The sequence below is a fragment of the Algoriphagus sp. CAU 1675 genome, assembly GCF_029222925.1.
Classification (GTDB): domain Bacteria; phylum Bacteroidota; class Bacteroidia; order Cytophagales; family Cyclobacteriaceae; genus Algoriphagus.
This window is the reverse complement of record NZ_JARHUI010000002.1, coordinates 575,400-599,586: the sequence shown is the minus strand read 5'-3', so window position 1 is coordinate 599,586 and position 24,187 is coordinate 575,400. Positions and strand designations below refer to the sequence as shown.

Annotated in this window: 18 protein-coding genes; 10 read left to right on the top strand and 8 right to left on the bottom strand. The window is 46.5% G+C overall.

Going from position 1 to position 24,187, the window contains the following annotated elements:
• The first annotated feature begins 8 nt into the window (after positions 1-8).
• The 5 genes from P2G54_RS06595 (at position 9) to P2G54_RS06575 (ending at position 5,315) form a co-directional block, all read left to right on the top strand.
• A complete protein-coding gene (locus P2G54_RS06595) occupies positions 9-1,238 on the top strand; it encodes a M48 family metallopeptidase (protein ID WP_275869415.1) in 1,230 nt (409 codons plus the stop codon).
• A gap of 206 nt (positions 1,239-1,444) precedes the next feature.
• On the top strand, positions 1,445-2,329 hold the full coding sequence (locus P2G54_RS06590) for a phytanoyl-CoA dioxygenase family protein (protein WP_275869414.1): 885 nt from the start codon (positions 1,445-1,447) through the stop codon (positions 2,327-2,329).
• 115 nt (positions 2,330-2,444) lie between these two features.
• Positions 2,445-3,323: a DUF808 domain-containing protein gene (locus P2G54_RS06585; RefSeq protein ID WP_275869412.1), complete on the top strand. Its 879-nt coding sequence runs from the start codon at positions 2,445-2,447 to the stop codon at positions 3,321-3,323.
• A 32-nt stretch (positions 3,324-3,355) separates the two neighbouring features.
• Positions 3,356-4,378 (top strand): ThuA domain-containing protein, encoded by a 1,023-nt coding sequence (locus P2G54_RS06580; RefSeq protein ID WP_275869411.1) that lies wholly within the window; start codon positions 3,356-3,358, stop codon positions 4,376-4,378.
• Between the two features lie 85 nt (positions 4,379-4,463).
• The gene (locus P2G54_RS06575; protein ID WP_275869409.1) at positions 4,464-5,315 is read left to right on the top strand and encodes a sugar phosphate isomerase/epimerase family protein; all 852 of its coding nucleotides are present in this window, start codon (positions 4,464-4,466) and stop codon (positions 5,313-5,315) included.
• Positions 5,316-5,446: 131 nt separating this feature from the next.
• On the opposite strand, the gene P2G54_RS06570 is transcribed toward P2G54_RS06575, so the two are convergent.
• The 3 genes from P2G54_RS06570 to P2G54_RS06560 form a co-directional block, all read right to left on the bottom strand.
• Positions 5,447-6,514, bottom strand: a complete 1,068-nt coding sequence (locus tag P2G54_RS06570) for an NAD(P)/FAD-dependent oxidoreductase (protein ID WP_275869408.1) — start codon at positions 6,512-6,514, stop codon at positions 5,447-5,449.
• 170 nt (positions 6,515-6,684) lie between these two features.
• Positions 6,685-7,125 (bottom strand): nuclear transport factor 2 family protein, encoded by a 441-nt coding sequence (locus P2G54_RS06565; RefSeq protein ID WP_275869406.1) that lies wholly within the window; start codon positions 7,123-7,125, stop codon positions 6,685-6,687.
• 32 nt (positions 7,126-7,157) lie between these two features.
• Complete coding sequence (locus tag P2G54_RS06560; protein ID WP_275869404.1) at positions 7,158-8,348, bottom strand: MFS transporter; 1,191 nt, start codon at positions 8,346-8,348, stop codon at positions 7,158-7,160.
• A 61-nt stretch (positions 8,349-8,409) separates the two neighbouring features.
• On the opposite strand from P2G54_RS06560, the gene P2G54_RS06555 reads away from it, so the two are divergent.
• Together P2G54_RS06555 and bla are read left to right on the top strand one after the other, a co-directional pair.
• Entirely contained in the window at positions 8,410-9,789 is a 1,380-nt protein-coding gene (locus P2G54_RS06555) for a sulfatase (RefSeq protein ID WP_275869402.1), read from the top strand.
• Positions 9,790-9,838: 49 nt separating this feature from the next.
• On the top strand, positions 9,839-10,579 hold the full coding sequence (bla, locus tag P2G54_RS06550) for a subclass B1 metallo-beta-lactamase (RefSeq protein ID WP_275869400.1): 741 nt from the start codon (positions 9,839-9,841) through the stop codon (positions 10,577-10,579).
• A gap of 167 nt (positions 10,580-10,746) precedes the next feature.
• Here bla and P2G54_RS06545 read toward each other — a convergent pair whose 3' ends face one another.
• The gene (locus P2G54_RS06545) at positions 10,747-12,156 is read right to left on the bottom strand and encodes a Gfo/Idh/MocA family oxidoreductase (protein WP_275869398.1); all 1,410 of its coding nucleotides are present in this window, start codon (positions 12,154-12,156) and stop codon (positions 10,747-10,749) included.
• A 1,156-nt stretch (positions 12,157-13,312) separates the two neighbouring features.
• Between P2G54_RS06545 and ltrA the strand changes: the two genes are divergently transcribed.
• Positions 13,313-14,593: a group II intron reverse transcriptase/maturase gene (ltrA, locus tag P2G54_RS06540; RefSeq protein ID WP_275869397.1), complete on the top strand. Its 1,281-nt coding sequence runs from the start codon at positions 13,313-13,315 to the stop codon at positions 14,591-14,593.
• A 101-nt stretch (positions 14,594-14,694) separates the two neighbouring features.
• Here the strand turns inward: ltrA and P2G54_RS06535 are convergent, their stop codons facing one another.
• Together P2G54_RS06535 and rsgA are read right to left on the bottom strand one after the other, a co-directional pair.
• A complete protein-coding gene (locus P2G54_RS06535) occupies positions 14,695-15,489 on the bottom strand; it encodes a hypothetical protein (RefSeq protein ID WP_275869395.1) in 795 nt (264 codons plus the stop codon).
• A 256-nt stretch (positions 15,490-15,745) separates the two neighbouring features.
• Positions 15,746-16,819 (bottom strand): ribosome small subunit-dependent GTPase A, encoded by a 1,074-nt coding sequence (gene rsgA / locus P2G54_RS06530; protein WP_275869393.1) that lies wholly within the window; start codon positions 16,817-16,819, stop codon positions 15,746-15,748.
• Between the two features lie 135 nt (positions 16,820-16,954).
• On the opposite strand from rsgA, the gene P2G54_RS06525 reads away from it, so the two are divergent.
• Complete coding sequence (locus tag P2G54_RS06525) at positions 16,955-18,475, top strand: DUF1593 domain-containing protein (protein WP_275869391.1); 1,521 nt, start codon at positions 16,955-16,957, stop codon at positions 18,473-18,475.
• 84 nt (positions 18,476-18,559) lie between these two features.
• Positions 18,560-19,750 (top strand): acetylxylan esterase, encoded by a 1,191-nt coding sequence (locus P2G54_RS06520; protein WP_275869389.1) that lies wholly within the window; start codon positions 18,560-18,562, stop codon positions 19,748-19,750.
• Positions 19,751-19,826: 76 nt separating this feature from the next.
• On the opposite strand, the gene P2G54_RS06515 is transcribed toward P2G54_RS06520, so the two are convergent.
• Together P2G54_RS06515 and P2G54_RS06510 are read right to left on the bottom strand one after the other, a co-directional pair.
• Positions 19,827-20,936 carry a VCBS repeat-containing protein gene (locus P2G54_RS06515; protein ID WP_275869388.1) on the bottom strand — a complete coding sequence of 370 codons (1,110 nt, stop codon included), beginning with the start codon at positions 20,934-20,936 and terminating at the stop codon, positions 19,827-19,829.
• A 51-nt stretch (positions 20,937-20,987) separates the two neighbouring features.
• The gene (locus P2G54_RS06510; protein ID WP_275869386.1) at positions 20,988-24,140 is read right to left on the bottom strand and encodes a PVC-type heme-binding CxxCH protein; all 3,153 of its coding nucleotides are present in this window, start codon (positions 24,138-24,140) and stop codon (positions 20,988-20,990) included.
• Between the last annotated feature and the right edge of the window lie 47 nt (positions 24,141-24,187).

Sequence of the window (24,187 nt, the reverse complement as noted above, 5' to 3'; positions counted from 1 at the left end):
CTCAAAACATGAACGCAGAAAGTCTCAAGTACCTTTTGGTAGGGGTATTGGTTTTTGGTTTGTTGGTAAACAAAATCCTGGCCTACCTCAATGTCAATAAGCCTGTTCCCAAGATTCCAGATACGCTTTCCGAATATTTAAGCCAGGAAAAGCTTTTGGAATCCAAGGCGTATCAAAAGGAAAATTTCCGCTTCAGCTTGGTGACTGGCATATTTTCCTTTGTACTGACTCTGGTTTTTATCCTGAATGGATGGTTTGGATGGATTGATTCCTGGGTAGGGACTTGGGTTGGAAATCCCCTGTTTCATTCCCTTGCCTTTTTTGCAGTGGTATTTATCGGTTCGGACTTGCTCAGTTTGCCATTTGACTACTACAGCACCTTTGTGATAGAGGAGAAATACGGCTTCAATAAGACGAGTCACGGCACCTTTTTCTCAGACAAACTCAAAGGCTATGTGCTTTCCATACTTGTCGGTGGAGGATTGTTGCTTCTGTTTCTTTGGCTTATCCATCAAATGGGAAAGGACTTTTGGTGGCAATTTTGGATTATAGCCGCCCTCTTTATGGTACTGGTCAATCTGTTTTATACGGCTTGGATCTTGCCACTTTTCAATAAACTCACTCCTTTGGAGGATGGGGAATTGAAGGAGCAAATTCTGGGATATGCCCGCTCAGTGGATTTTCCATTGGATAATATTTTCGTCATGGACGGGAGCAAGCGCTCTGCCAAGGCAAATGCATTTTTCTCCGGATTTGGAAAAAGGAAAAAGGTGGTCCTCTACGATACCCTACTGGAGCAGCATCCCACTGAGGAATTGGTTGCGGTATTGGCGCATGAAATCGGTCATTATAAAAAGAAGCATATTCTTTGGGGAATGGTGACTTCTATTTTGCAGGTGGGACTTCTCCTGTTTTTGCTGGGACAGTTTATTTTTAGTGAAACCATGAGTGAAGCTCTGGGAGGAGAGACCTGGTCCGCCCAATTGAATATCATTGGTTTTACCATGTTGTTTACTCCTATTTCTATGGTCCTAGGGATAGGGATGAACTGGCTGAGCAGGAAGAACGAATTTGAGGCGGATGCCTTTGCCAAGAATACCTTTTCCGGCAAGCCTTTGGCTGAAGCTTTGAAAACGCTGTCCGTGAAAACCCTCAGCAATATCAATCCTGATCCATGGTATGTCTTTGTGAATTATTCCCACCCGCCACTATTGGAGAGATTGAAGCGATTGGAATAATGGAGAAAATCTTCTTAAAACCATTTGGAAGGAATTTCAAATGGTTTTTTTATGAGCTATGGATGAGCAAAGCTCTCATTGGGGTTTAAAATTGTAAATAGGTCAATGAATTATGGATAGTTCGTTAATAGTAGAAATTCCATATGCGGGGATAGCTTCCCCTCTATTTTTTCTTATCTTTTCTCCGCTCAATATACCCCAAACCCATGCAAGACCTAGCAGATTTCCATTACCCCATTACGGATCTATTTCCCCAACCCCAAACAGCTTCCGATTGGGAGCAATATCGCATCAGCAAGGAGCAAATCGAGTTTTTCCATGAAAATGGCTACCTGGCTGATATCAAGCTCCTGAATGAAAACCAGATCGAGGCTCTTAAAAATGCCTTGGATGAGGTGATGGATCCCAAACATCCCCTACACCATCTTTTCCATGAGTTTCACAGCAATGAATCCGCCGATCCAAACACGGTGCTATTTCATTCATTGGGACACTGGAGAATCGCGGAAGCCTTTCACGATGTGATCTGGAATCCAGCTTTTCGAATGGTTGCCAGTCAATTGTTGGGGGATAAAGCCGTGCGCTTTTGGCATGATCAGCTTTTCTGCAAGCCTGCCCATCACGGAGGAGTAGTGGCCTGGCATCAGGACTATTCCTACTGGACACGTACCATCGAGATGCAGCACCTGACTTGCTGGTGTGGATTGGATGATGCGACTGAAGAAAACGGATGCCTTCAATATGTCCCAGGTTCCCATAGATGGGGGCTTTTGGAAAAACCAGCCTTGGCAGGTGAGATGAATGGACTGATGGCCATGCTGAGCGCGGAGCAAAAAGCAGAGTTCCAGCCCGTTGCAGTGCCACTCAAAGCAGGTCATGCCGCATTCCACCATCCATTGTTGGTTCATGGAAGTTACGCCAATTATTCCCCACGCTCCCGAAAAGCTTTTGTGCTGAATGTCTTTGCTGAAGGAACCGTCTCCAATACAAATGAGCCCTTATTGGAAGGAGTGCCGGTCATCCCCAAAGGAGAAAAAATGCAGGGTAAGTTTTTTCCCTTGATTTTTGATCCGCAAAGATTGGAAGGTTGAAAAATTCAAAGATTTGAAAATTCCACAAAGTTTCGTGTCAGGTCTTTCCGACTTCGTATTTTTCTGGCTAGAATGACTTCCTTCAATCTGTAACTTCAAACTGTATATTTAAAAAATGGCTTCTGGATTCTTTGCATTATTTGATGATATCGCCACCCTGATGGATGATGTGGCTACTATGACCAAGGTAGCTGCGAAAAAAACATCTGGGATTTTGGGAGATGACTTGGCAGTCAATGCCGAGAAAGCTTCGGGCTTCGTACCCGACCGGGAATTGCCGGTTCTTTGGGCGATTTCAAAAGGTTCCTTGCTGAACAAGGCTATTATATTACCCGTCGCTTTTTTGTTGAGCGCTTTTGCGCCGATTGCAATTGCTGTCATCCTGGTGCTAGGAGGGCTTTACTTGGCTTATGAAGGAGCGGAGAAGATTCTGGAATGGATTATTCCACATGCTCATTCCCATGAAAAAGTAAATCTTGAGGAGGAAATCTCTCCAGATCAGGTTTTGGCTCATGAAAAGCAAAAAATCAAATCTGCCATTACCACAGATTTTATTCTTTCGGTGGAGATCGTCATTATTGCTTTGGGTACTGTGGTCGAACAGCCCTTGACTACTCAGATAGTGGTGGTTTCCGTCATCGCAATTTTGGCTACTGTAGGAGTTTACGGTTTGGTGGCCTTGATTGTACGCATGGATGAGTTCGGCTACAAACTGATCGCATTGAATCCGGAAGAAAACACCATTTCCGATAAAATTGGAAGACTCTTGGTCAAGGCATTGCCGGTATTGATCCGGGTGATCGCTTTTGTGGGCACGATTGCTTTGCTGCTCGTATCCGGGGGAATTTTCTCCCACAACATCGATTTCTTCCATCATTTGCTCCCTACTTGGCCCGGAATTGTCAAAGAATTTCTGATTGGTTTGGCTGTCGGGATAGTGGTTTTGATTCCAATCCTTATTTTTAAGAAAATCACTTCGAAAAAGAGTACTTAACCGAATCTTACGATCAACCCAAAATCCATTCTATGAAACTTCCTTTTTCTCTCAAACTGGTACCTTTTTTCTTCCTTTTCCTGAGTTTAATTTGGGGGGCATTTGCACAAAATGGAGTCACTTACTTACAGTTTGAAGGAAAAGAAGGTCCGGGAAAAGGAAAGCATATAGTCTTGGTGGCGGGAGATGATGAATACCGTTCCGAGGAGTCCATGCCCATGCTGGGAAAAATCCTTTCCCAGCGCTATGGATTTAAGACTACCGTGCTTTTTCCTATTCACCCGGAGACAGGAGAGATCGTACCCAATTACCAGAACAATATCCCCGGATTGGAGCATCTAGAAACTGCCGATCTGATGATCATGCTGATCCGCTTCCGGGAACTGCCGGATGAGCAATCCCAGTATATAGAAAATTATTTAAAAGCCGGGAAACCTGTAATCGGTCTTCGCACTTCTACCCACGCCTTTGCCTATCAGAAAAACAAGGAATCAAAGTTTGCCAAGTGGGACTGGACCAGCAAAGTGGAAAACTGGGAGCGGGGTTTTGGTCAGCGTATTTTCGGGGAGACCTGGGTAAACCATCACGGAATTCACGGAAAAGAAGGGACAAGGGCATTGCCTGATGGAGTTCAGCAATTGAATGGGCATCCTGTTTTGCGAGGAGTAAAAGATATCTGGGGCTACTCGGATGTTTATGGAATCAAGCATTTACCCGAAAATGCAGAAGTTTTACTCTATGGACAAAGCACAGCAGGAATGACACCTGATGCTCCCTTGATGTGGGAAAAATCGGTCATGCCGGTAGCTTGGACCAAGCCTTACCAAATCGAAGGTGGTTCTCCGGGAATGGCCTTCACTTCTACGATGGGGGCCTCCATGGATTTTGAAAATGCAGATTTGAGGAGATTGGTGATCAATGCTTCATTCTGGCTTTTAGGGATGTCGGATGCCATCAGTCCGGATATGTCTATGGACTTTGTAGGGGACTACAAGCCTACGATGTTTGGCTTTGATACCTTCAGGAAGGGGATGAAGGTGGAGGATTTTAAATGAAATTTTGGTCAACAGTCGCCTGTCGGCAGTCCATAAGAAAATGGCTGTTGACTGTGTTCTGTGGACCGTTGACAAAAAATAAACCATGAACAAAATAGGATTTAATGTACTGGCCTGGTCTGCAGAGATTTCTGAGGAACTGTTCCCCATTTTGGATCGCCTAAAGGCCATTGGATACGATGGAGTGGAGTTTTTTATAGGAGGTACGGATGAAAAAGCCTGTCGGCAAGTGGGAGACCATTGCCAAAACATCGGACTCGAAGTCACCACCGTTACTGTGATGGGGCCGGATGAAAATCCCATTTCTCCCGATGCCAAGGTTCGTGAAAAATCCAAGGAGAGATTGCGCTGGGTATTGGATAGAGCTGCTGATTTGAATTCTCAGGTATTGTGTGGTCCATTTCACTCTGCCTTTGCGACCTTCGCTGCAAGGGCCCCGATTGAGGATGAGTACAAGTGGTCTGCGGAAGTTCTTTATGAAATGGGAGATTATGCTAAAAACCTCGGAATCCTCCTGACTCCTGAGGCACTGAACCGCTTCGAATGCTATTTGGCAAACACCATGGAACAGTTGGACTACTTGCTTGCCAAGGTCAATCACCCGAATGTTCAAGCCATGTTTGATACCCACCATGCCAATATGGAAGAGAAAAAACTGGGGGCTGCTATCGAATTTATAGCTCCTAGACTGGGACATTTCCATATTTCCGAAAATGACCGGGGAACTCCGGGATCGGGTCATGTCAATTTTGGCGAGACTTTTTCCGCTTTGAAAAAAGTTGGGTATTCAGGTTGGTTGACCATCGAGGGATTCACCCGAAACGATCCTGCTTTTGCCAATTCGATTGGTGTTTGGAGAGAGTTTTCAGCTCCATGGGACATGGCCGAGAATGGATACAAACTGATCAAAGAAATGGGAGAGAAATACGGTTTGTAATCCCTGTTTTTGGGATTTCAAATTCCCAAGATAAAAGGTCGAGATTGCAAATCTCTACCAGCAATGAGCTTGCCTACCTAAGGTAGGTATCAAGAGTTTGGATGCAAGAGACAGGGGGCTAAGCATCACGTTTAGCCCTTTTCTTTTAAGATTTGTTGGGCAACTCGTTCGGCAGATCGGATGGCGCCTTCCATATATCCCGCGTACTCAGTTGATGTCTCTGTGCCTGCAAAGAAGAGTTTTTCATGGTAATAGCTTTGCAAAAGGAGCGGGTGACCATGGTATTGATGTGGTCGCTGAATGATGGGATTTGCTCCCAAAACCAATCGGTCCGTCCAAATCTTATCTTGGTAAATACTCGGATTCGGGATTTTTTCCTCCAATAATTCTCCCAAATGTCGCAAGACCAGACCTTGACGCTCCTCCAAGGACAATCGGCTTGCTGTAGCATTCAAAAATCCCGTAAAACCAAATTTGGTTTTACCCTCATTGCTGTGGTCGTATATTTCAGCAATGATTCCAACGTGGCTAAAAGCCATCCCTGAGTATCCCGATTTTTTCCAAAATGGCTCTTCAAACTCCAAGACAAACTTAATGGATCCCCCCATCCAGGTTTGAACCAAAGGAAGTAGCTGGGGCATGGGATCTGGAAGAGTTGGAGAAAATTGGATTTCCGAAGCAGTTGCCTGAGGAGGGAGACAGACCACTACCAGATCCGCAGCGATAAGCTCTCCGGTGGATACCCCAACTTTCAAACCATCGTTTTCCATTTTTATTTGAATGACTTTGGAGTTGAGTTTAATCTGATTCGGATCTAATTTTTGAATCAGGGCTTCGATCAGTTGCTGGGTTCCTCCGACTATTCGGTAAGATTGATTTTCTTCCTCAGGTACAGAAAACTTTTGAATGGGCTCGGTATTCGAAGTTTGAAAAAGGGAAGTGCCTTTTGTAACCTGTGGGTGTTTTTTCAGGTCAAGTGTATCGAGCAAAGCCAAAAGTCGGGAGTGAGACTCGTTAAACCACGTTGCCCCGAGCTCCAAAGGCGTACCTAAGGGCCCTTGGATAGTTTGAATTCGGCCACCGATTCTGGAGGAAGCCTCCAGGACGTCGGCATTGATTTGCTGTTGGGAAAGGAGGTAAGCCAGCGTTAGTCCACTTAGGCCACCTCCGATGATCAGGATTCTTTTTTCGCTAGGCATGGAGGTTTGCTGCGATAGGGTGATGTGTATTGGCTTAACAGCTTTTTTGGGGGATGGTTCACTTACACTCAAATTTTTCAAGCTTGGCTTCCATTCAAAAAGCAAAGCAATTAGAAAAGGCTGGAATCATCCAAAATTCTTTGCGCCCTCTCGTCTTTGTGATCAATGACTCACTTCAACTCCTCCTCAGGAATCGCCATGGTGTGATTGCCGAGCAGTTTCCATTTTCCATCCATCCAAGTATAGCTTCGCATAAAGTGATAGGTTGTGGGGGTTGGTCCCCGATCCACCACGGTAAAGCCGCTGACTATTCCGGTCTTACCCAAGATGACCACTTGCTGATCTCTGGGAGTACGGTTTCGGGTGTCGTCTTTTTGTCCGGCTTGGATACGCTTTGCTCGGTTGATCACGGCCTCTTTTCCATCGATCAGTCCTGCGTGGTTGTGTACCCAAACAAATTCATCAGCCAGTAGATTTTCCAAAACCTCCACATCGGAGGACAAAAGTGCTCTTTCCCAGCTTTGATCCAATTCCTGAAGTTGTTGTTCCGGGCTTTGGGCGAAGGACACCGTTTGGAGAATAATAAAGCAAATGCTGAGGATGGATTTCATGGAGATGGAGTTTTATAAAATTTAGCAAAAGATCAGATACTTTTTCCGGAAGCTACTTTTTGATTCATCTGTCGGGTCTTCCCGAAAATAAGAATCAGGAATATCCCCAAAAAAATCAACAGAAAGCCCTGTCCGGTGAACTTGGCAAGTTTTCCAAAAAGAAATGGCATTAAAGTAATCCCCACATAGGCGCTTGCCATCTGCATGCCCATGACGGATTGGGAGTGCTTTTTCCCAAAATTCACCGGAGTCTCATGCAACAGGCTGGGGAAAATCGGTGCACAACCCAGGCCGACTAGGAGAAATCCCGGAATGATCGTTGCCGTGAAAGGCAGGAAAAGCAAAAGCAAACCCAAGCCGATGACTCCCTGACCCAAGAATACCAATTGCCGGTTGGAAAAGTGGGCAGTCAGAAATCCGGACAAAAACCTTCCGATCGTGATTCCGAGGAAATAAAGGGAAGTGAGCCTTGCAGCCTGATCGGCTTCAAATCCCTTTTCAAAGACCAGAAAACTCGCCCCCCACAATCCAAAGGTCGCCTCGATGGTACAGTAACAAAAGAACACGATCAGGGCTTGCTTGAGACCGGGAAGCGTAAGCAAAAGGTCAAATAAAGAAGGTGCAGCCTCATGGTGGGGAAGATTTTCCGCTTTATTTCCCTTGCTCCAGAGCGGGAGAGAAATCAGCAAAATCCCCACTAGACTCAGCTGAATCCAAGCCACAGTATGGTAGCCGCTGGTCCAGGAGTCCCCTTTGGCCAAATAAGCCGCCATGATCATGGGGCCGATTGCCGCACCCACGCCCCAAAAGCTATGCAGCCAATTCATGTGCCGGGCTTCGTAATGCAAAGCGACATAATTATTCAGGGCGGCATCCACGCTACCGGCGCCCAGTCCCAAAGGAATGGCCAAGAGGCAGAGGTATAGAAATTCCCCCGAAAGGGAAAAACCCATCAAAGCCAAGGCAGTCATCAGGACACTGGCAGTCGTAACAGCGGCAACTCCGAATTTTTTGATTACCCTGCCGCTAAACAGACTGGAAATTACCGTTCCTGCTGCTACGATCAGGGATAAAATACCTGCATAGTCCATCGGTACGGCTAAGCCCTCAAACATCGCCGGCCACGCCGCTCCCAATAATGAATCCGGAAGTCCAAGACTGATAAAGGCCAGATAAATGAGAACCAGGAGAATTCCTTTTTTAACTACCGAAGGAGAAGGCATGAAGGAAGGATAATTTTGAAGTTGCGTGGATTTCTGTTGAAAAATATTGAATTTGAATGAAATGAAAAAATATACGCTTCTCGCCCTGCTCTTTCTTTCGCTTGCCAGCGTATTTGGCCAGCAAAATCGCCCCAATATCATCTTTATCCTTACAGACGACCAGCGCTGGGATGCTATGGGATTTGCTGGTAACCCAATCATTCGCACGCCCGAGATGGATCGGTTGGCTGCAGAAGGAACCTACTTCGAAAATGCCTTTGTCACCACACCCATCTGCGCGGCCAGCCGGGCCAGCATCCTGACCGGATTGTATGAGCGCACTCATGGCTATACCTTCGGTCAGGGAGCTATCAAACAGCCATTTATGGATCAATCGTATCCTGTAGAGCTTCGCAAAGCCGGTTATCATACGGGATTTTTCGGGAAATTTGGGGTGAATTATCCGGGCTTTTCAGAGCTTTTTGATGAGGGAGAAGATTACGACCGCAACGGAAAATTCAATGACCGAAGGGGATATTTTTTCAAAACTATCGGCAAAGACACGGTTCACCTGAGCCGCTACACCGGACAGCAGGCGATTGATTTTATCCAAAATGCTCCGAAGGGAAAGCCATTTATGCTTTCTCTTAGCTTCAGTGCTCCCCATGCTCATGACCCCGCGCCTTTGCAGTATTTCTGGTCTGCGGAGTACGATACGATGTATCAAAACATCCACATTCCTGATCCGATCATGGCCTCGGAGGCAGAGTTTTTGGCGCAGCCGGAGTATGTCCGAAAAGGAGAAAATCGCACCCGTTGGTATTGGAGATTTGATGCTCCGGAAAAATACCAACACAGCGTCAAGGGGTATTACCGCATGATTTCTGAGGTAGATGCGGAAATCGGCAAAATCAGGAAGGCCCTGGAAGCAAGTGGCCAAGCGGAAAATACGGTCATCATCCTGATGGGGGACAATGGTTATTTTCTCGGAGAGCGCCAGCTAGCCGGGAAGTGGTTGATGTATGACAATTCGCTTCGAGTCCCTTTGATCGTATTTGACCCCAGAGAAAAGGGAGGAAAGCGGAATTCCGATTTCGCGCTGAATATCGATGTGCCGGCCACTATTCTGAATTACGCGGGATTCAAGGCTCCTGAGACTTGGCAAGGACTTTCCCTGAATTCCCGGGACTTGGCCAAGCGGAAGGAATTTCTCACGGAGCACCTATGGCAGACTCCGATCATTCCTCCCAGCGAAGCGATCCGTACAGAGCGATGGAAATATTTCCGCTACATCAATGATCCCACTCACGAGGAATTGTATGATCTGAGTGTAGATCCCCAGGAAAAAAACAACCTGGCTGCTGACCCTTCCCGAGCCAAGGTGCTGCAGGAGCTCCGCGCAAAACTGGAAAAGCAAACAGCAGCCTACCTCGGGGATAAACTGAAGCTGGAGAAGAAATGAGTTCAGGAAAAAGCCTTTACTCCCTATCTTGCTTCTCTAAATAACCTCCATGAAACGCTTGTTTTTCCCAATCCTATTGATGCTGATTTTAGCAAATCAGACCCTTTTTGCTCAAAAAGGCCAGCCCGTTTACCAATCAGAAAGTCTTCAGATTTTTCAATTGGATCCACACACCTTGGTTCATGTCAGCTACCTGTTGACTCAGGATTTTGGCAAAGTGGCCTGCAACGGGATGGTGGTCCTTAACGAAGGAGAGGCAATCATTTGGGATTCACCGACTGAGGATGCGAGCAGCGAGGAACTGATCACCTGGCTGGAAAAGGAGAAAAAGGTCCAGGTAAAAGCGGTGGTTGCGACTCATTTCCACAATGATTGTTTGGGCGGACTGGAATCTTTTCATAGCCGGGAAATTGATTCCTATGGATCATTCAAGACACTTACCCTGGCCAAGCAAGCTGGGGAGCCCGTTCCTCGGATCGGATTTGAGGAGGAACTGATCCTGAAGGCAGGAGGGATAGAGTTGGTCAGCCGCTTTTTGGGTGAGGGCCATACCCCTGACAATGTCGTGGCGTATGTACCTGCCGCTCAGGTGTTGTTTGGGGGGTGCCTGATCAAGGAAGTAGGAGCTTCCGTTGGCTATTTGGGAGATGCCAATACCGGGGAATGGTCAGCTACGGTAACTCGGGTGAAAATGGCCTTTCCCGAGGTGAAGACCGTAATTCCCGGCCATGGAAAAGTCGGGAGTTCCGAATTGCTGGATTACACGATTCGATTGTTTGAGGATAAATAGACTTTCCTTGAGATAGCTACTTGGATTGTGCTAAAGCCAAATTCCTAATCAATGCGAATTTATTCCAAGAAGTGAATCTACTCCACCCAATAGCTTCAGCACCTAACAAAAAAGGGAGCAATTGAGCCCCCTTTTTGTTTTTCAGTAATCTGAAGTAATATCAATTCCTACATCTCCCAACCTGCCCTTACTGGTTCCTTGATGTATTGATCTGCCTCCGGGATGCCTTTTGCTTTCATGCTGTCATAGTCCCATTCGATCAGTTTTCCACCCAATCGCAGAGACAATACTCCAAGCAAAGTGATCTCCGTCAATCTGGAACCATATTCAAAATTGGAAGAAGCTTGCTCTTTGTTTCGGATAGCATCGACCCAGTCCTGAAAGTGGCCTGCTGATCGTTTGATGGTTTGTTTGGGTGGATTGATGCTGTTTCTGAGTGATCCAGGGAAAACCTGAGGCTTGCGTCCACTGCCGTCATTGATGATCACACCTTTGCTGCCTACAAACATGGAGGCCCGTGCAGGATAGGCATAGCCCGCTGGCAAGGCGGGGTGCAGGTCTGGCTTCAAACCGCCGGAATACCATTTGATTTTCATAGCCTTTTGGTCGCCTTTCGCAGAGAAATTGAAATACCCCACTTCTCCATACGGTGCAATTTTGCTGTCGGAATAGCCGGCTGGGAATACCTGAACCGTATCGGGACTTTTCAGATCAAATGCCCAAGTTACTGCATCCAAGTCGTGGCAACCAAAATCACCCAAAGCCCCGCAGCCATAATCCCAAAAATCCCTCCAAGTGACCGGCACATAATTCTCGTGGAAAGGAACCATTTCTCTTGGCCCGATCCATTGATCCCAATCAAATCCTACAGGCATGGTACTTTTGCCTTCGGGCAGACCTTTCAATCCAGGCAGCCAACGACCCGCAGGAACCCAGGCATGACATTCTTTGACTTCCCCGATCACGCCGGCCCGTAGATATTCTACCGTCTCACGAATCCCATCGGTCGAGTGGCCCATATTTCCCATTTGGGTCATGAGGCCGGTTTCTTTGGTGACTTTTGCCACTTCGCGGGTTTCCCAAATATTGTGAGTGAGGGGTTTTTCGCAATAGACGTGCTTACCCATTTTTAGCGCCATCAGGGCGATGTAAGCATGGGTATGGTCAGGGGTGGAGATGACAATACCGTCCAGTTCAGACGCATTTTCCATCATTTTGCGAAAATCGCTGTATTGGGCCACCCGCTTGGTATTGCCTTTTGCCGCTTGCTGCGTCTCAATCATATCCACAACGGGGCCTCTGCCAGCCTCCGAACGGTAATAAAAATCGGCCAAGTTCCAGTAATAAGCCGGGTCAGCCACCGCTGTGAGGTTTACATTTTCCAGTTTCAAAAATTCCTGGGCGTTTTGCTTCCCTTTTCCTCCGGCACCGATAATGCCCAAGTTGACCTGATCACTTGGGGCCGTATAGCCTGGCCCGCCGATCACATGTCGGGGTACAATCATCATTCCTGCACCGCTGAGGGTAGCGGCTTTCACAAAATCTCTCCTGGAAAAGGGTGTTTTATCGTTTTTCATCTGTTTATAATTTGATTTTTAGAGGTCAGATAGCCTGTCCCGAACTCAATTCGGGAGAATCTCGCATTCAATATAATCGCATCAGTGTGTGACATTTTAGTCATGCTCGATTTCATGGTTAGTAGGGTTCGATCGAACTAATTTATCGGATTTCGTACTGCGAACCCAACCATTCGGGTTCTGAATTCGGCCCTTTGAGGAATAAATGGAGGTAGGGTATAGAAGGCTTTTGTGACCGATTTGGGATGGGATTAAGCTACAGTCTTATTTATTGCTTTAGGATATCGAGAATTGAATTGCTTCTGCCTGAAGCTGGAGGGGAAAAGGAAAGGGTCATTTTAGCCTTGGACCAGATGGAAGGGAGGCAAACTCCGCTTAGTCCTAGATTCTACTCCCAGGTGGGTAGGAGTTCTTGGGAAGTCCCCCCTTTGAAATAGAGAGCGGTATTGCAAGCCTCCCCAACACTAGTTTGGTAGTCTGTTTTCTTATCACAAAGGAGCCAAAATCGCAAAGTATGGAGTGAATAACGGCCCTGGCTATGGCAAGTGCGGGATTTTGAAACCGCTTTCTTGTCCGCCTACCCTAAATTTATTTAGTTACAATATCTTCATTTTTAAGCAGTCAACCCGCATTTGCTATAGCCGATGTGTGTGCCTTGAATGGTGAATATAGGTCAAAACGATGACCGTTCCAACGGGTGAAAGTCCCTTAAGCGCGGGGGTAATCCCGATTCTCGGGACAGGCTGTCCCGAAGCTAAGCAAGTGGCAAGCTGGTTTGCTGTGAGGCATGCAGTGAAGTAAGCCAGCCTGCGGTGTCTGTACTGACGAACAGGAACCCCATACAGAGGCTATGAGGTCGGATGAGGTGCCACAGCACACCGAAGTCCCAGCCCTCCGCAAGGAGGGAAGTACCAAAGTAGTAGATGGGGCAGGAATAGGCACAAGGATATTCATCTTACCGAGGGAGGTCTCTGGATGTCGTGAACATTATAGAGAAGTCAGCAGAGGTCATAGTAGCCTGCAAAAACGAGCCATAAGACCTATGGAGGCCTCATGAAACTGGCGAAGGACTGAACATTGGATTACGTCCAAATTCGATAAGGAGCAACTTTTGGGGTAGCCTTATCCTAAGCGGACAGGGTTAACAGATTACTAAATGATAGAACAAGTACTCAACCGTAAGAACCTTTACAAAGCCTACCGAAAGGTAGTACAGAACAAAGGTTCGGCAGGGGTGGATGGCATGAAGGGCGCTGAATTGCTTTCGTATTTGGAAAGCAACAGGGACAGGATAGCCACCTCTATCCTGAACCATACGTACGTACCGAGTCCTATCAAGGGAGTGGAAATTCCCAAAAGCAACGGAAAGACAAGATTGCTCGGAGTACCCACAGTAGTGGACAGATTGCTCCAACAGGCAGTAAGCCAAGTGCTGATGACCAAATACGAACTTACGTTCGAGGAGCACAGCTATGGCTTCCGCCCCGAAAAGAACATCCATAAGGCAGTGACACAGACTCTGAACTACATCAATGATGGTTATCAGGACATTATGGACATCGACCTGAAAGGATTCTTTGACGAAGTGGACCATTCGGTTCTGCTTGAACTCATTTACCAACGGGTAAAATGCCCAACCACGATGCGGCTTATCCGAAAGTGGCTCCGTGCACCGATCCAGATCAGTGGAAAACTGCACAAACGTAGAAAAGGCGTACCGCAAGGCTCGCCACTCAGTCCGCTACTGTCAAATATCCTATTGGATGTTTTGGACAAAGAACTGGAAAGGAGGAACCTGAAAAACGTCCGCTACGCGGATGATTTTAGCATCTACACCAGGTCAAAGAAGGAAGCCAAAAAGGTGGGCAACGAGATTTACCTCTTTCTGAGGGATAAACTCAGATTGCCCATCAACAGGGAGAAAAGCGGCATCCGGAGACCATCCGAATTTGAGCTGTTGGGTCATGCCTTTGTCCCGACGTATCAGAAAGGTGTCAAAGGAAAATATCAGTTGGTGGTGAAAAAGAGCAGTTGGGAGTCACTCAAACGCAAGCTCAAGCAGCTCACCAAGAAGACCAAGCCATACAGTTTTGAGGAACGACTACAAAAACTCAGAGAAGTCTGGATGGGATGGGTAAACAATTACCGCCTTGCCAGTATCACTGCAAAGTTGAAATCACTCGATGAGTGGTTGAGAAACCGTCTTCGGTACTGTATTTGGCACGACTGGAAGAAGCCTGAGCGGAAACGTAAAAATCTAATCAGATTAGGGGTCGATCCTGAGCATGCCTACGCATGGAGTCGTACTAGAAAAGGAGGATGGGCTATTGCCCAGAGTCCAATTTTAAGTACCACGATCACCCTGTCAAGACTGAGAAAGAAAGGGTATGAATCGATGCTTTCCTATTACCTCAAATCGCAACCTACAATCCAGTGAACCGCCGTATACGAGACCCGTACGTACGGTGGTGTGAGAGGCGCACCTCGCTAACTTAACGGTTGGTGAGGCCGTCTACTCGATTGCCACCATGTGCTTTTTTATTTTTCTTCTTCAAATTCGTCTGCTTCCGTCTTTTCGAGTTCTTCGTCAGGTTTCTTGGTCTTTATTTTCCATAGCCAATAAAGTCCACCAAGTGGAATTCCAAAAGTCCATGCTGAGTTCAAATACCCCATATAGTTAAAACTCATTCCTAAGAGAATTTGGAAACTTAAAAGGCTGAACGAAAATCCACCGACCGCGCTGTATGTTATCGCGGGGACGTTAAAAAACACAACTGCTATATATTTCAACCATTTTTTCTTTAAGTCACTTTTCTTAATGAGTCGGATGACGTAAATATTGAAGATAGGGACGCAAATAACAATTAGTCCAAAAAGCCAAAATAGGGTCATGTTCGGTATTGGCTCTTTAACATCAAGAGTATTTATGTTCAGGATTTTCTTTGTCTGGTCGTCAAACAAAACCTTAAAAACTCCAAAGTTGGTTTCATTCGAAAATTGCACCAAAACTACAGTTGTGTTTGGAGGAGTATTATTCTCTTCATTGGTCGACCAGGTCTTTTCGGACTTCATCAAGGAATAATCTAATTCTGAACCAAAATTGTCGACAACGAGATTTCTGAAGTTTCCTAATCCTACTTTCAAACTGTCGGGGTTTGTGTTTCTCGCCATTTCGTGTTCCATGGCGAAAAGTTCAATACATCTATCATAGTTCTCTTGAAGTAGAGCTTCGACAAATTCTTCTGTTTTGTCTTTGTATTCAAAAGTGTTACTAATGAATTCACATCCTGATAAAATTGTTAAGGTCAGGAAAAGGAGTAGGATTTTCTTCATGTTCAAAATTCTGTTTGTCGGTCTTTTTTGCATTGGTGGCAACTTGTTTATTTGTACACCTTTACTATATCTATCCACCTGATATTGGACGGCTATGTACACCTTTGGTATTGTTTATTTCCCTCAAAAAATCAGGCAAGGGACCTGAGTTCTCTCCCTAAAACAGACTTAAAATATGTAGGTTTTAGTTTTTCTGCAAGTCTTAGTTTGGACTATCAAAGGCTTGCATTAAAAATGGGGAAGGAAGTCGGGTTCTTTACTCACCCTGAAACTTCTTGTAATTCCCTTTTTTATAGTTTTTGATCATTTTTCCGAATTCCTTGTCCTTTTTCCTTCTTTCAGCCAGAGTGGATTCGAAATGCTCTTTTTCCCGCTGCATTTTCAGAAAATTCTCATAAGAAGCGGCATCAATCTCCCCATTTTCCAGAGCCTTCAATACTGCGCAGCCTTTCTCCGTTGTATGAGTGCAATCCTTGAATTTGCATCCTTTGGATAGCTCGAAGATGCTTTCAAAGGTGTTTTCCAATCCCCCAGGGGACTCGGTAATCCCAACTTCCCGCATACCGGGGTTGTCAATCAAAATCCCCCCATTCTCAAATACCCGAAGTTCGCGATGGGTGGTTACATGTCTTCCTCTGTTGGAATGCTCACTGATGCTGCTGGTCTTCATCAGGTCATGGCCCAAAATCGTATTCAATAAAGTTGATTTCCCTACTCCGGAACTGCCCAACAAGCAATAGGTTTTTCTTTTTTCGATGGCCCTCTTCAAAGCATCAAGCCCTTCCAAAGTGGTATTGCTGATGGGAAAGATGGGGACGTTTTTGATTCTTTTTTGGATTGCTTCCAGCAATTGGGCCAGTTCGGAGGGATCGACCAAATCTATTTTGCTGAGGATAATGATCGGTTCCACTATACCGTTATAGCAGAGGGTCAGGTAGCGCTCGATGCGGTTAACGCTGAAGTCCCTGTCCACGGCCTGTACAATAAAGGCCTTGTCGATATTGCTGGCGATGATTTGTTTCTCTCCTTTTTTACCAACAGACTGCCTTTCCAGCATGGATTTTCTTGGAAAGATTGCGTGGATCAGGGCCTTGTCTCCATCATATTCGGATATGGCCACCCAATCGCCCACTGCCGGGAAATCGGATCTGCTTTCTGCACTGTATCTCAGGTTTCCGAGAATCTCCGCCTCGTATTCCTTTTCGGCAGTTTTGACCACATATCGTTCCTTGTGCTCGGCAATGACGCGACCCACTCCCAAGGAGTCTAGTCCCTTTTCCTTTCGGTAGGTTTCCAGTTCGGCAGTATATCCTAAATCCTCAAGTGTCATTTTTGATCCGGAAAAATGTGGCCCAAAACGCTAGAACAACTTAGTGTGAATCTTCTGTATATCAAATGATTCAATGGCAAACTTTCATGTTTTGACGACCTTTCTTTACCTTAAAGCTCTTAAACCTTCATGCCTATGAAACCCTTTTTCTCTCTTTTGGCATTTGCCTTTCTCCTTTCCTGCCAACCGAATACCGAAACTCAAACCGAAACCAGTCCTGAACCATCTTCTAAACCCCGTACTATCGTCACCACCGATGGGGAGATTGACGATGTGGATTCCTTTATCCGCATGCTCCTCTATGCGAATGAATTTCAGATCGAAGGTTTGATCTATTCCTCCTCCATGTGGCATTACAAAGGGGATGGAAAGGGTACGCTTTTTACCTCGGAGATGGAGATGACCAAAAATATGTACGGAGCTATTCCCGATCTGCGCTGGCCGGGTACTGTGTGGATGAACCCGCTTTTGGATGCCTATGAGTCCGTCTATCCCAAGCTCAGTCAGCATGCGGAAGGCTTTCCAACTGCAGCGCATTTAAGAAGCTTGGTTCGGGTGGGGAATATTGACTTTGAGGGAGAAATGGAAGTGGACACCGAGGGGTCGGACTTTATCAAGTCTAAGTTGCTGGATGACGAGATGGAGCCCATCTACCTGCAGGTTTGGGGTGGAACCAATACCATTGCCCGGGCTCTGAAGTCTATTGAAGATCAGTATATGGAAAGCCCGGAATGGGAAAGCATCTACCAAAAGGTGATTGATAAGGCCATCATTTACGCCATCCTTGATCAGGATGCGACCTATAGAAAATACATTGCGCCCAACTGGCCGGATCTGAAAATATTTTACAATTCCAATCAGTTCTGGTGCTTTGCCTACCCCTGGAAAAGAGCGGTTCCGGAATCCCAGCACTACCTTTTTGAAGGAGGGTTTATGGGAGATGAAATCATCAACAACCACGGTCCATTGCTCAAGCAATACTATAGCTATGGGGATGGACAAAAGCAGGAGGGGGACGATGAGCACATCCATGGGGATCCCACCAAATTGGAAAATGCGCAGTGGGGAACTTTTGGGATTTATGATTTTATCTCCGAGGGGGATTCTCCAGCCTATCTGCACCTGATTGATGTGGGTTTGGACAATCTGGACCATCCCGAATGGGGTGGCTGGGGTGGTCGCCTGGTTCAATCTGCCGAGCAGCCCAACCGCTGGGAGGACGGAAAGGAAGTATTGGATTACAATCCTTTTACAGACACTTTGGATCCTACCTTTCCTCAGATTCGCTGGATTGAAGCCATTCAGGAGGACTTTGCAGCAAGAGCGGATTGGTGCGTGACGGATTATACCGAAGCCAACCATCCTCCTGTAGTCAAAGTCCTGGGAACTAACAGGCCTAGAGCCAGGTCAGGGGAAAGGCTGACTTTGTCTGTGGAAACTTCCGATCCGGATGGGGATGATTTGGAGACCAAATTTTGGATTTACAAAGAAGTGGGTACCTATTCTGGTGAGGTTAAACTTTCCGCCCAAGGCAATCAGGTGGAAGTGCAATTGGATCCGGATTCCAAAGGACAGCTTCATGTTATTGCCGAGGTGAAAGACACTGGTGTTCATCCCATGACCCGCTATCAGCGCTTTGTGGTGGAGGTGGAGTAAAAAACGCCTCCCTTTATACTTATTTCCAAGCAAGTCATTCAGATGAAAAAGGCTTGTTAGACTTACCATAGTAAATCCGCTAAAATGAAAAAAAACATCCTTTTCCTGATTTTCAACTTAGGCCTTAGCTCATGGGTTTTGGCGCAGCAAGATTTCAACTATGATGAAAGCAAGGTGCCTGATTTGGTGGTCCCCGATTTATTTGTCTCCTACAAGGGGGAAATTATCCAGTCAGTCCAGGATTGGGAGGGAGTCAGAAGGCCTGAAGTTCTTTCCATGTTTGCCAATCAGATGTACGGGCAGTTGCCGGTGGATTATAACAGGATGGAATTCCAAGAGGAGATTCCTGCAGAAAATCTCTATGAAAAATATGGGGACTATAAGATTGTTCAGATCAAGGTTTACAGAAATGGGGGAGTTCAAACTATTCCCCTCCATATTTTTACTCCAAAAGAGAATCAAGGGCCTTTTCCGGTTTTTCTTCTGATCAGCCATCGAAAGGTGGACCGATTGATTGAAGATGTGGAGGATCAGTTTTTTGATATCCGACAGATTCTTTCCAAGGGCTATGCGGCTGCGGTGTTTGATGTGGAATATGTGTCTCCGGATGACAAGGAGCGGTTTGCAGATGGGATTTTGAAGAATCTCTATCCGGAGCAAATGCAAATGGAAAATGGCATGAGGGGTTTGTCAGCCTGGGCTTGGGGAGCGATGCGGGCCATGGATTACTTCGAACAGGATCCTCTCATCGACCCTACCAAAGCGGCAGTGGTTGGCCATTCAAGAGGAGGAAAAGCCTCTTTATGGTGTGGAGCCAATGATCCCCGATGGGCCATCACCATATCCAATGAATCGGGTTGTGGAGGTGCAGCCATTTCCAGAAGGAAATTTGGGGAGACTGTAGAGCGGATTAATACCGCATTTCCCTATTGGTTTACCGACAATTTCAATGAGTACAATGGCAAGGAAGAGACTTTGCCATTTGATCAGCACCAATTGATTGCCTCCCTTGCCCCAAGGGCAGTATATGTGGCCAGTGCCATGGAAGACCTTTGGGCAGACCCAAAAGGGGAGTACCTTTCCCTTCAGTTGGCTTCCAGAACCTATGGGGAAATTTATGGGACTCAGCTAGACTTGCCTGAAGGATATGAATTTGAGCCGCATGTCCATCAGGTAGGTCCTGTTGGCTACCACTTACGGGAAGGAAAGCATAATCTTATTTCAGAGGACTGGGAAAAATTCCTGGAATTTGCCCGCCTTCAGTTTGGGAAATAAGAAAGTTGGAAAAAGGATATTGGATCATTCCGCTTTGACCGGTAGCTCCAAAGTCAAAAAAAACCAGCTGCAAATCTTAATTCTGCCAAAAAACGACCAGTCCATCTTTTCCTGCCAGGGCAACATCCACTTTGCCGTCGGCATTGAGGTCGGTGATAGAGAAGTAGATTCCGGTACCTTTTCCCGTACCGATAGGTCCGGAGCTGATTACGTTTTTCACAAAATTTTCACCGTCCCACTTAAAATAGTATAGGCCGGATTCCTCCTTTCCTCCCGGGTCTTTTCCATTATGGGCACGGTAACGCTTGCCGGTCACCAGTTCGTTTTGTCCATCTCCATCCAAGTCTTCCCATTCCAGGGTGTGGTATTGGGAGTTGTTGGGGTCGATTTCATGTCGGATAAATTCCACTTGACCCTTCCCCTGGGTTTGCTCCATCCAGAACAGTCCATAGTCATGGCCATTTCCGATGATGAGGTCGTTTTTTCCATCCTGATTGAGATCAGTGATCAGGATGGGGATACTGAGATCTTTGAAATCCGATAGTGGATGATAGGTCCATCTCCCGTTCTTTAGGTCCGAAGGGGCTTCGTACCATCCGGTTGAACTGATCAGATCTCCCTGCCCGTCTCCATTGATGTCTCCAAAACCCAAGCCATGTCCCTGGGTGTCACTCACCTCTCTTTTCTCAAAGCTTCCCGGTCCAGTCCATTTATAATATGCCAAGGCTTTTCGGGGAGTATTGGGTACAATTTCCACTATCCCATCCCCGTCAATATCCCAAGCCCGTATGGTTTCAATATTCCCGGTTTCGGCGATTAGATGTTCTTTCCATTCTCCATTGGTTCCGGGGTTTTCTTTCCAGATCAATCTGCCTTCAAACCAACCTCCGGTAATGAAGTCCATATTCCCGTCCCCATTTACATCCATGGGGATGGTCGCAAAATCCTCATAATATTCTCCGTATCGCTTCACCTGGCCGATCAGTTGTCGATCCAAAAATTCCGGTCCCTTGTACCAAAAACTTCCAGAAACCAAATCCGGGTGCCCGTCATTATTCACATCAAATACGCCTACCGATTCATAGCTTTCGAAGGCAATGACTTGCTTTTCGAAGCTTAGCTTTGATTGGGAAAAGGAATAGGCGCCGGAAACGAGTAATAAACAGGTTAGAAGCTGGGTTTTCATAAAACAGGTTTAGGGTTTATTGGGGGAGGGGGAAATCCCTCCCGATTGTATTTATTTTTCCAGAGGATGGGCTCTCAGAAGTTCATTTGGATTCCAGAAACCTTCCTTGTCCTTTACTTCCTCCCGAACTTTTTTAACCAGTTCCGGAGAAACAGGAGAGGCTTGATTGCCAAATGAATTTCGGATATAGGTAAGCACAGCAGCCACTTCTGTGTCGTTGAGCATTCCTTCAAAAGGAGTCATTGGAACTTGCCCCGGATATTCCCTTCCTGCAACGGTGATTGGGCCTAAAAGTCCTTTCAATACCAGCTTAACCAGACGCTCCGGACTTCCTGTTACCCAAGGTGTGCCTCGAAGTGGAGGGAAGCCTGAGGCTACCAATCCGCCTCCGTTTTCCTGGTGACAGGTGCCGCAGAACCCTTCCTTGGCATAGATTTCCTTTCCAAGTACAAAGAGTTCCCGATCTGACCCAGTAAGGGAGGATTTGATGTCTTCTTCTTTTTTCTCAGCCACAGAAAGCCCGTTGATATGGGCAACGGCCGTTTCCAGGCTTCTCGGAATCCAAGTATGGTCCTTTTCCTGCTTTTCTGCCTCAGCCAAAATCGGAAGCCCAATTTCCCTTGGCAGCCAGGATGCTGCTGCAATGGCTTCCATTCTTACCCTTCCATTTGGATCTTGGACGGCCTCCATCAGAAGTTGGGGCTGGTCTTCGGCTTGATGTCCGGTATATCTCAATACCCTTGTGGCGGCAGCGCGAGCCCTGTAGTCATTTGCTTTGAGCAATTGTCTCAGTAGGTTCTGATTCACCCGGTTCACACCCCAAGTCACCCAAAGTCCTTCCAAAAGGTTATGCTCGTAATTGGGATCATTTTTATCCAGATTGGCGACCCAGTTTTCCACCGCGGCAGCGACTTCTCCCGCATCTCTGCCTCTAAGTTCTCTTCTGGTTCGATAGCGGGTTCGGTATTCCGGTAATTTCAGGTTTTCCAATAATTCAGGGATGCTTGCTCCGTCAATTTTAGCCGGAGTAAGCAAGTGTCTTGAAGGGTAGGTCAGGCGGTAAATTCTACCATGTGCATGATCTCTCAGGGGGTCTCTTGCATTGTGCTGCATGTGACCGATCAGGATATTATGCCAATCCACGATGTATAAGGATCCGTCCGGAGCAATTTCCATATCCACGGGACGGAAATTACGATCTGAAGAAACAATCAAATCCTGTCTCCATTGGGTGGTAAAACCCACTGTGTCCTCCATTACTCTATGCTGTTTGGTTCCCAGGAAGCCAATGGTGTTATTGATGATCAAATCCCCTTGGACATTTTCCGGAAAATGTCTGCTGGAAATGAATTCCAGCCCTGAGGTCGGTCGGACCATATGGGCTTGCTCAATCAGGTTGGGTCCTTTGAAGTTTGCATTTCCATAGCGTGGCAAGACGGAGCCGGGAAGCATCCAATTCACATTGGGACCGGAGGTTTCCGCATAGAAATTCTGTCCCCAGTCATTAAAAGCGATACCCCATGGGTTGGGAATGCTGACTTGATTGACGCGTTCTAATTTGTGTCTCTTTGGCTCATATCTATAAAAGCCACCATTAGTTGCTCGTACCGGCCCATAGGAAGTTTCCACATTGGTGTGAAGGAAAACCCCCTCGGCCATGTATATGGCTCCGCTTTCATCTGTGGTAAAGGCAGAAATAGCATGATGGGTATCGTGGTCATCGAATCCTGAAAGCAATATGGTTCGTTTGTCTGCTCTGTCATCTCCATCTGTATCCTCCAGAAGGACAAGGTTGGGACTTTGGGAAACATAAACTCCTTCGGTGGCGATTTCGAATCCAACCGGTATGTGCAGGTTGTCTGCAAAGATGGTTTGTTTGTCAGCCTTTCCATCTCCGTCCGTATCTTCCAGAATGATCAGCTTGTCCTGAGGTCTTGGATCTCCGGGTTTGTAATGGGGATAGCTCGGCATGGTGGCCACCCAAAGTCTTCCCTTGTTGTCAAAGGAAAGCTGTACAGGGTTTGCCAGATCCGGAAACTCCTGTTCGGAGGCAAAGAGCTCAATTTTATAGCCTTCTGGAACCTTGATGGTTTTTAAGGCATCTTCTCCGTATTTGTATTCCAAACTGCCATTGGCCTCTGGGTTAAAATTGGTTTTGACTTCTGGAAGGGAGCGGGTCTTAGCATCGGCTGCTGCCAAATCTTTTACTCGTCCCTGATTTGCTTCCCAGATCGCTGTGTCCCGGATGGCAGTCATCTGCCGGATTTTTTCCAGTTCGAAGGGGTAGTTGTCTGGACCAAAAGGATCATAGCGTCTTCCGAAAACATGAACTCCATTCGGAATTTTGTAGTCATTGTGCCAGAGCCAGTTTTTTTCCATGACTGCCTGGTGGATCAGGCCCAGGTTGCTTTCAGCTTCTCTATCTTTCTTTCCAAAAAGTTCATCTGCAAGTAGGGTTCCTAACTTTTTATATCCCTCCTCGGTAAGCTGGGTGCCGTCTATAGTCAATGGTTCTTCCGAATCTGCATACCATTTCTGGCTGGCTGAAAAAGCATCCACAAAAACCAAATCGTGCTTTTTGGCGATTTCAGCCATGCCTTCCGTATAAAGTTTCAGGATTTCGTTTTCCTTTTTTCCATCAGGTACATCTACAATTGCTGATATATCTTCAAAGGCAATTGGCGAAACTAAGGCAAGTTGGGGAGCGGACTTTCCGTTGTATTGCTGGGTTTTGGAATGAAGAATCCAAGCCTCCAGCTCATCCTTAAAATTTTGGAGTTTTTCCTTTCCCTGAAACGATTCATTGAATCCAAAAAAACCGATCACCAGGTCTGCCTGAAGGCGGGTTAGCCATTGGTCGGGTTTTTCCAAAAAGCCTTCACTCCCAGAAGGGGTGGCATATTCTTCCTGAAAATCTTCTGCTCCCGGAAATGCCCAAGGGTCATTGGTTCCCGAACGGGGTCTAAATCCAGGGGTGTCACCCGGGTCGCAAAGGTTTCGAATCAAGAGAGTGCTATCTGGATATCGAAGGTGCATTTCGGTCTCAAACCAGCCAAATTCCATCATCCGTGAACCGAGGTTGTTGCCAACCAAGGCGATTCGGGAGTCTTTTTGTAATGGGAGGTGCTTTCGTTCAGTACATTGGAATGCTAACACTCCAAAAAATAGTAGGAGTAGGGAACGAGTGGGTTTGAATAGGTTCATGATGAAGTGTGACTTTTTCAGGCTCCATATTAGGGAGAATGATGCTT

Coding starts and splice junctions, on each gene's coding strand:
- P2G54_RS06595 (WP_275869415.1), top strand. CDS start 9: ATGAACGCAGAAAGTCTCAAGTACCTTTTGGTAGGGGTATTGGTTTTT.
- P2G54_RS06590 (WP_275869414.1), top strand. CDS start 1,445: ATGCAAGACCTAGCAGATTTCCATTACCCCATTACGGATCTATTTCCC.
- P2G54_RS06585 (WP_275869412.1), top strand. CDS start 2,445: ATGGCTTCTGGATTCTTTGCATTATTTGATGATATCGCCACCCTGATG.
- P2G54_RS06580 (WP_275869411.1), top strand. CDS start 3,356: ATGAAACTTCCTTTTTCTCTCAAACTGGTACCTTTTTTCTTCCTTTTC.
- P2G54_RS06575 (WP_275869409.1), top strand. CDS start 4,464: ATGAACAAAATAGGATTTAATGTACTGGCCTGGTCTGCAGAGATTTCT.
- P2G54_RS06570 (WP_275869408.1), bottom strand. CDS start 6,514: ATGCCTAGCGAAAAAAGAATCCTGATCATCGGAGGTGGCCTAAGTGGA.
- P2G54_RS06565 (WP_275869406.1), bottom strand. CDS start 7,125: ATGAAATCCATCCTCAGCATTTGCTTTATTATTCTCCAAACGGTGTCC.
- P2G54_RS06560 (WP_275869404.1), bottom strand. CDS start 8,348: ATGCCTTCTCCTTCGGTAGTTAAAAAAGGAATTCTCCTGGTTCTCATT.
- P2G54_RS06555 (WP_275869402.1), top strand. CDS start 8,410: ATGAAAAAATATACGCTTCTCGCCCTGCTCTTTCTTTCGCTTGCCAGC.
- bla (WP_275869400.1), top strand. CDS start 9,839: ATGAAACGCTTGTTTTTCCCAATCCTATTGATGCTGATTTTAGCAAAT.
- P2G54_RS06545 (WP_275869398.1), bottom strand. CDS start 12,156: ATGAAAAACGATAAAACACCCTTTTCCAGGAGAGATTTTGTGAAAGCC.
- ltrA (WP_275869397.1), top strand. CDS start 13,313: ATGATAGAACAAGTACTCAACCGTAAGAACCTTTACAAAGCCTACCGA.
- P2G54_RS06535 (WP_275869395.1), bottom strand. CDS start 15,489: ATGAAGAAAATCCTACTCCTTTTCCTGACCTTAACAATTTTATCAGGA.
- rsgA (WP_275869393.1), bottom strand. CDS start 16,819: ATGACACTTGAGGATTTAGGATATACTGCCGAACTGGAAACCTACCGA.
- P2G54_RS06525 (WP_275869391.1), top strand. CDS start 16,955: ATGAAACCCTTTTTCTCTCTTTTGGCATTTGCCTTTCTCCTTTCCTGC.
- P2G54_RS06520 (WP_275869389.1), top strand. CDS start 18,560: ATGAAAAAAAACATCCTTTTCCTGATTTTCAACTTAGGCCTTAGCTCA.
- P2G54_RS06515 (WP_275869388.1), bottom strand. CDS start 20,936: ATGAAAACCCAGCTTCTAACCTGTTTATTACTCGTTTCCGGCGCCTAT.
- P2G54_RS06510 (WP_275869386.1), bottom strand. CDS start 24,140: ATGAACCTATTCAAACCCACTCGTTCCCTACTCCTACTATTTTTTGGA.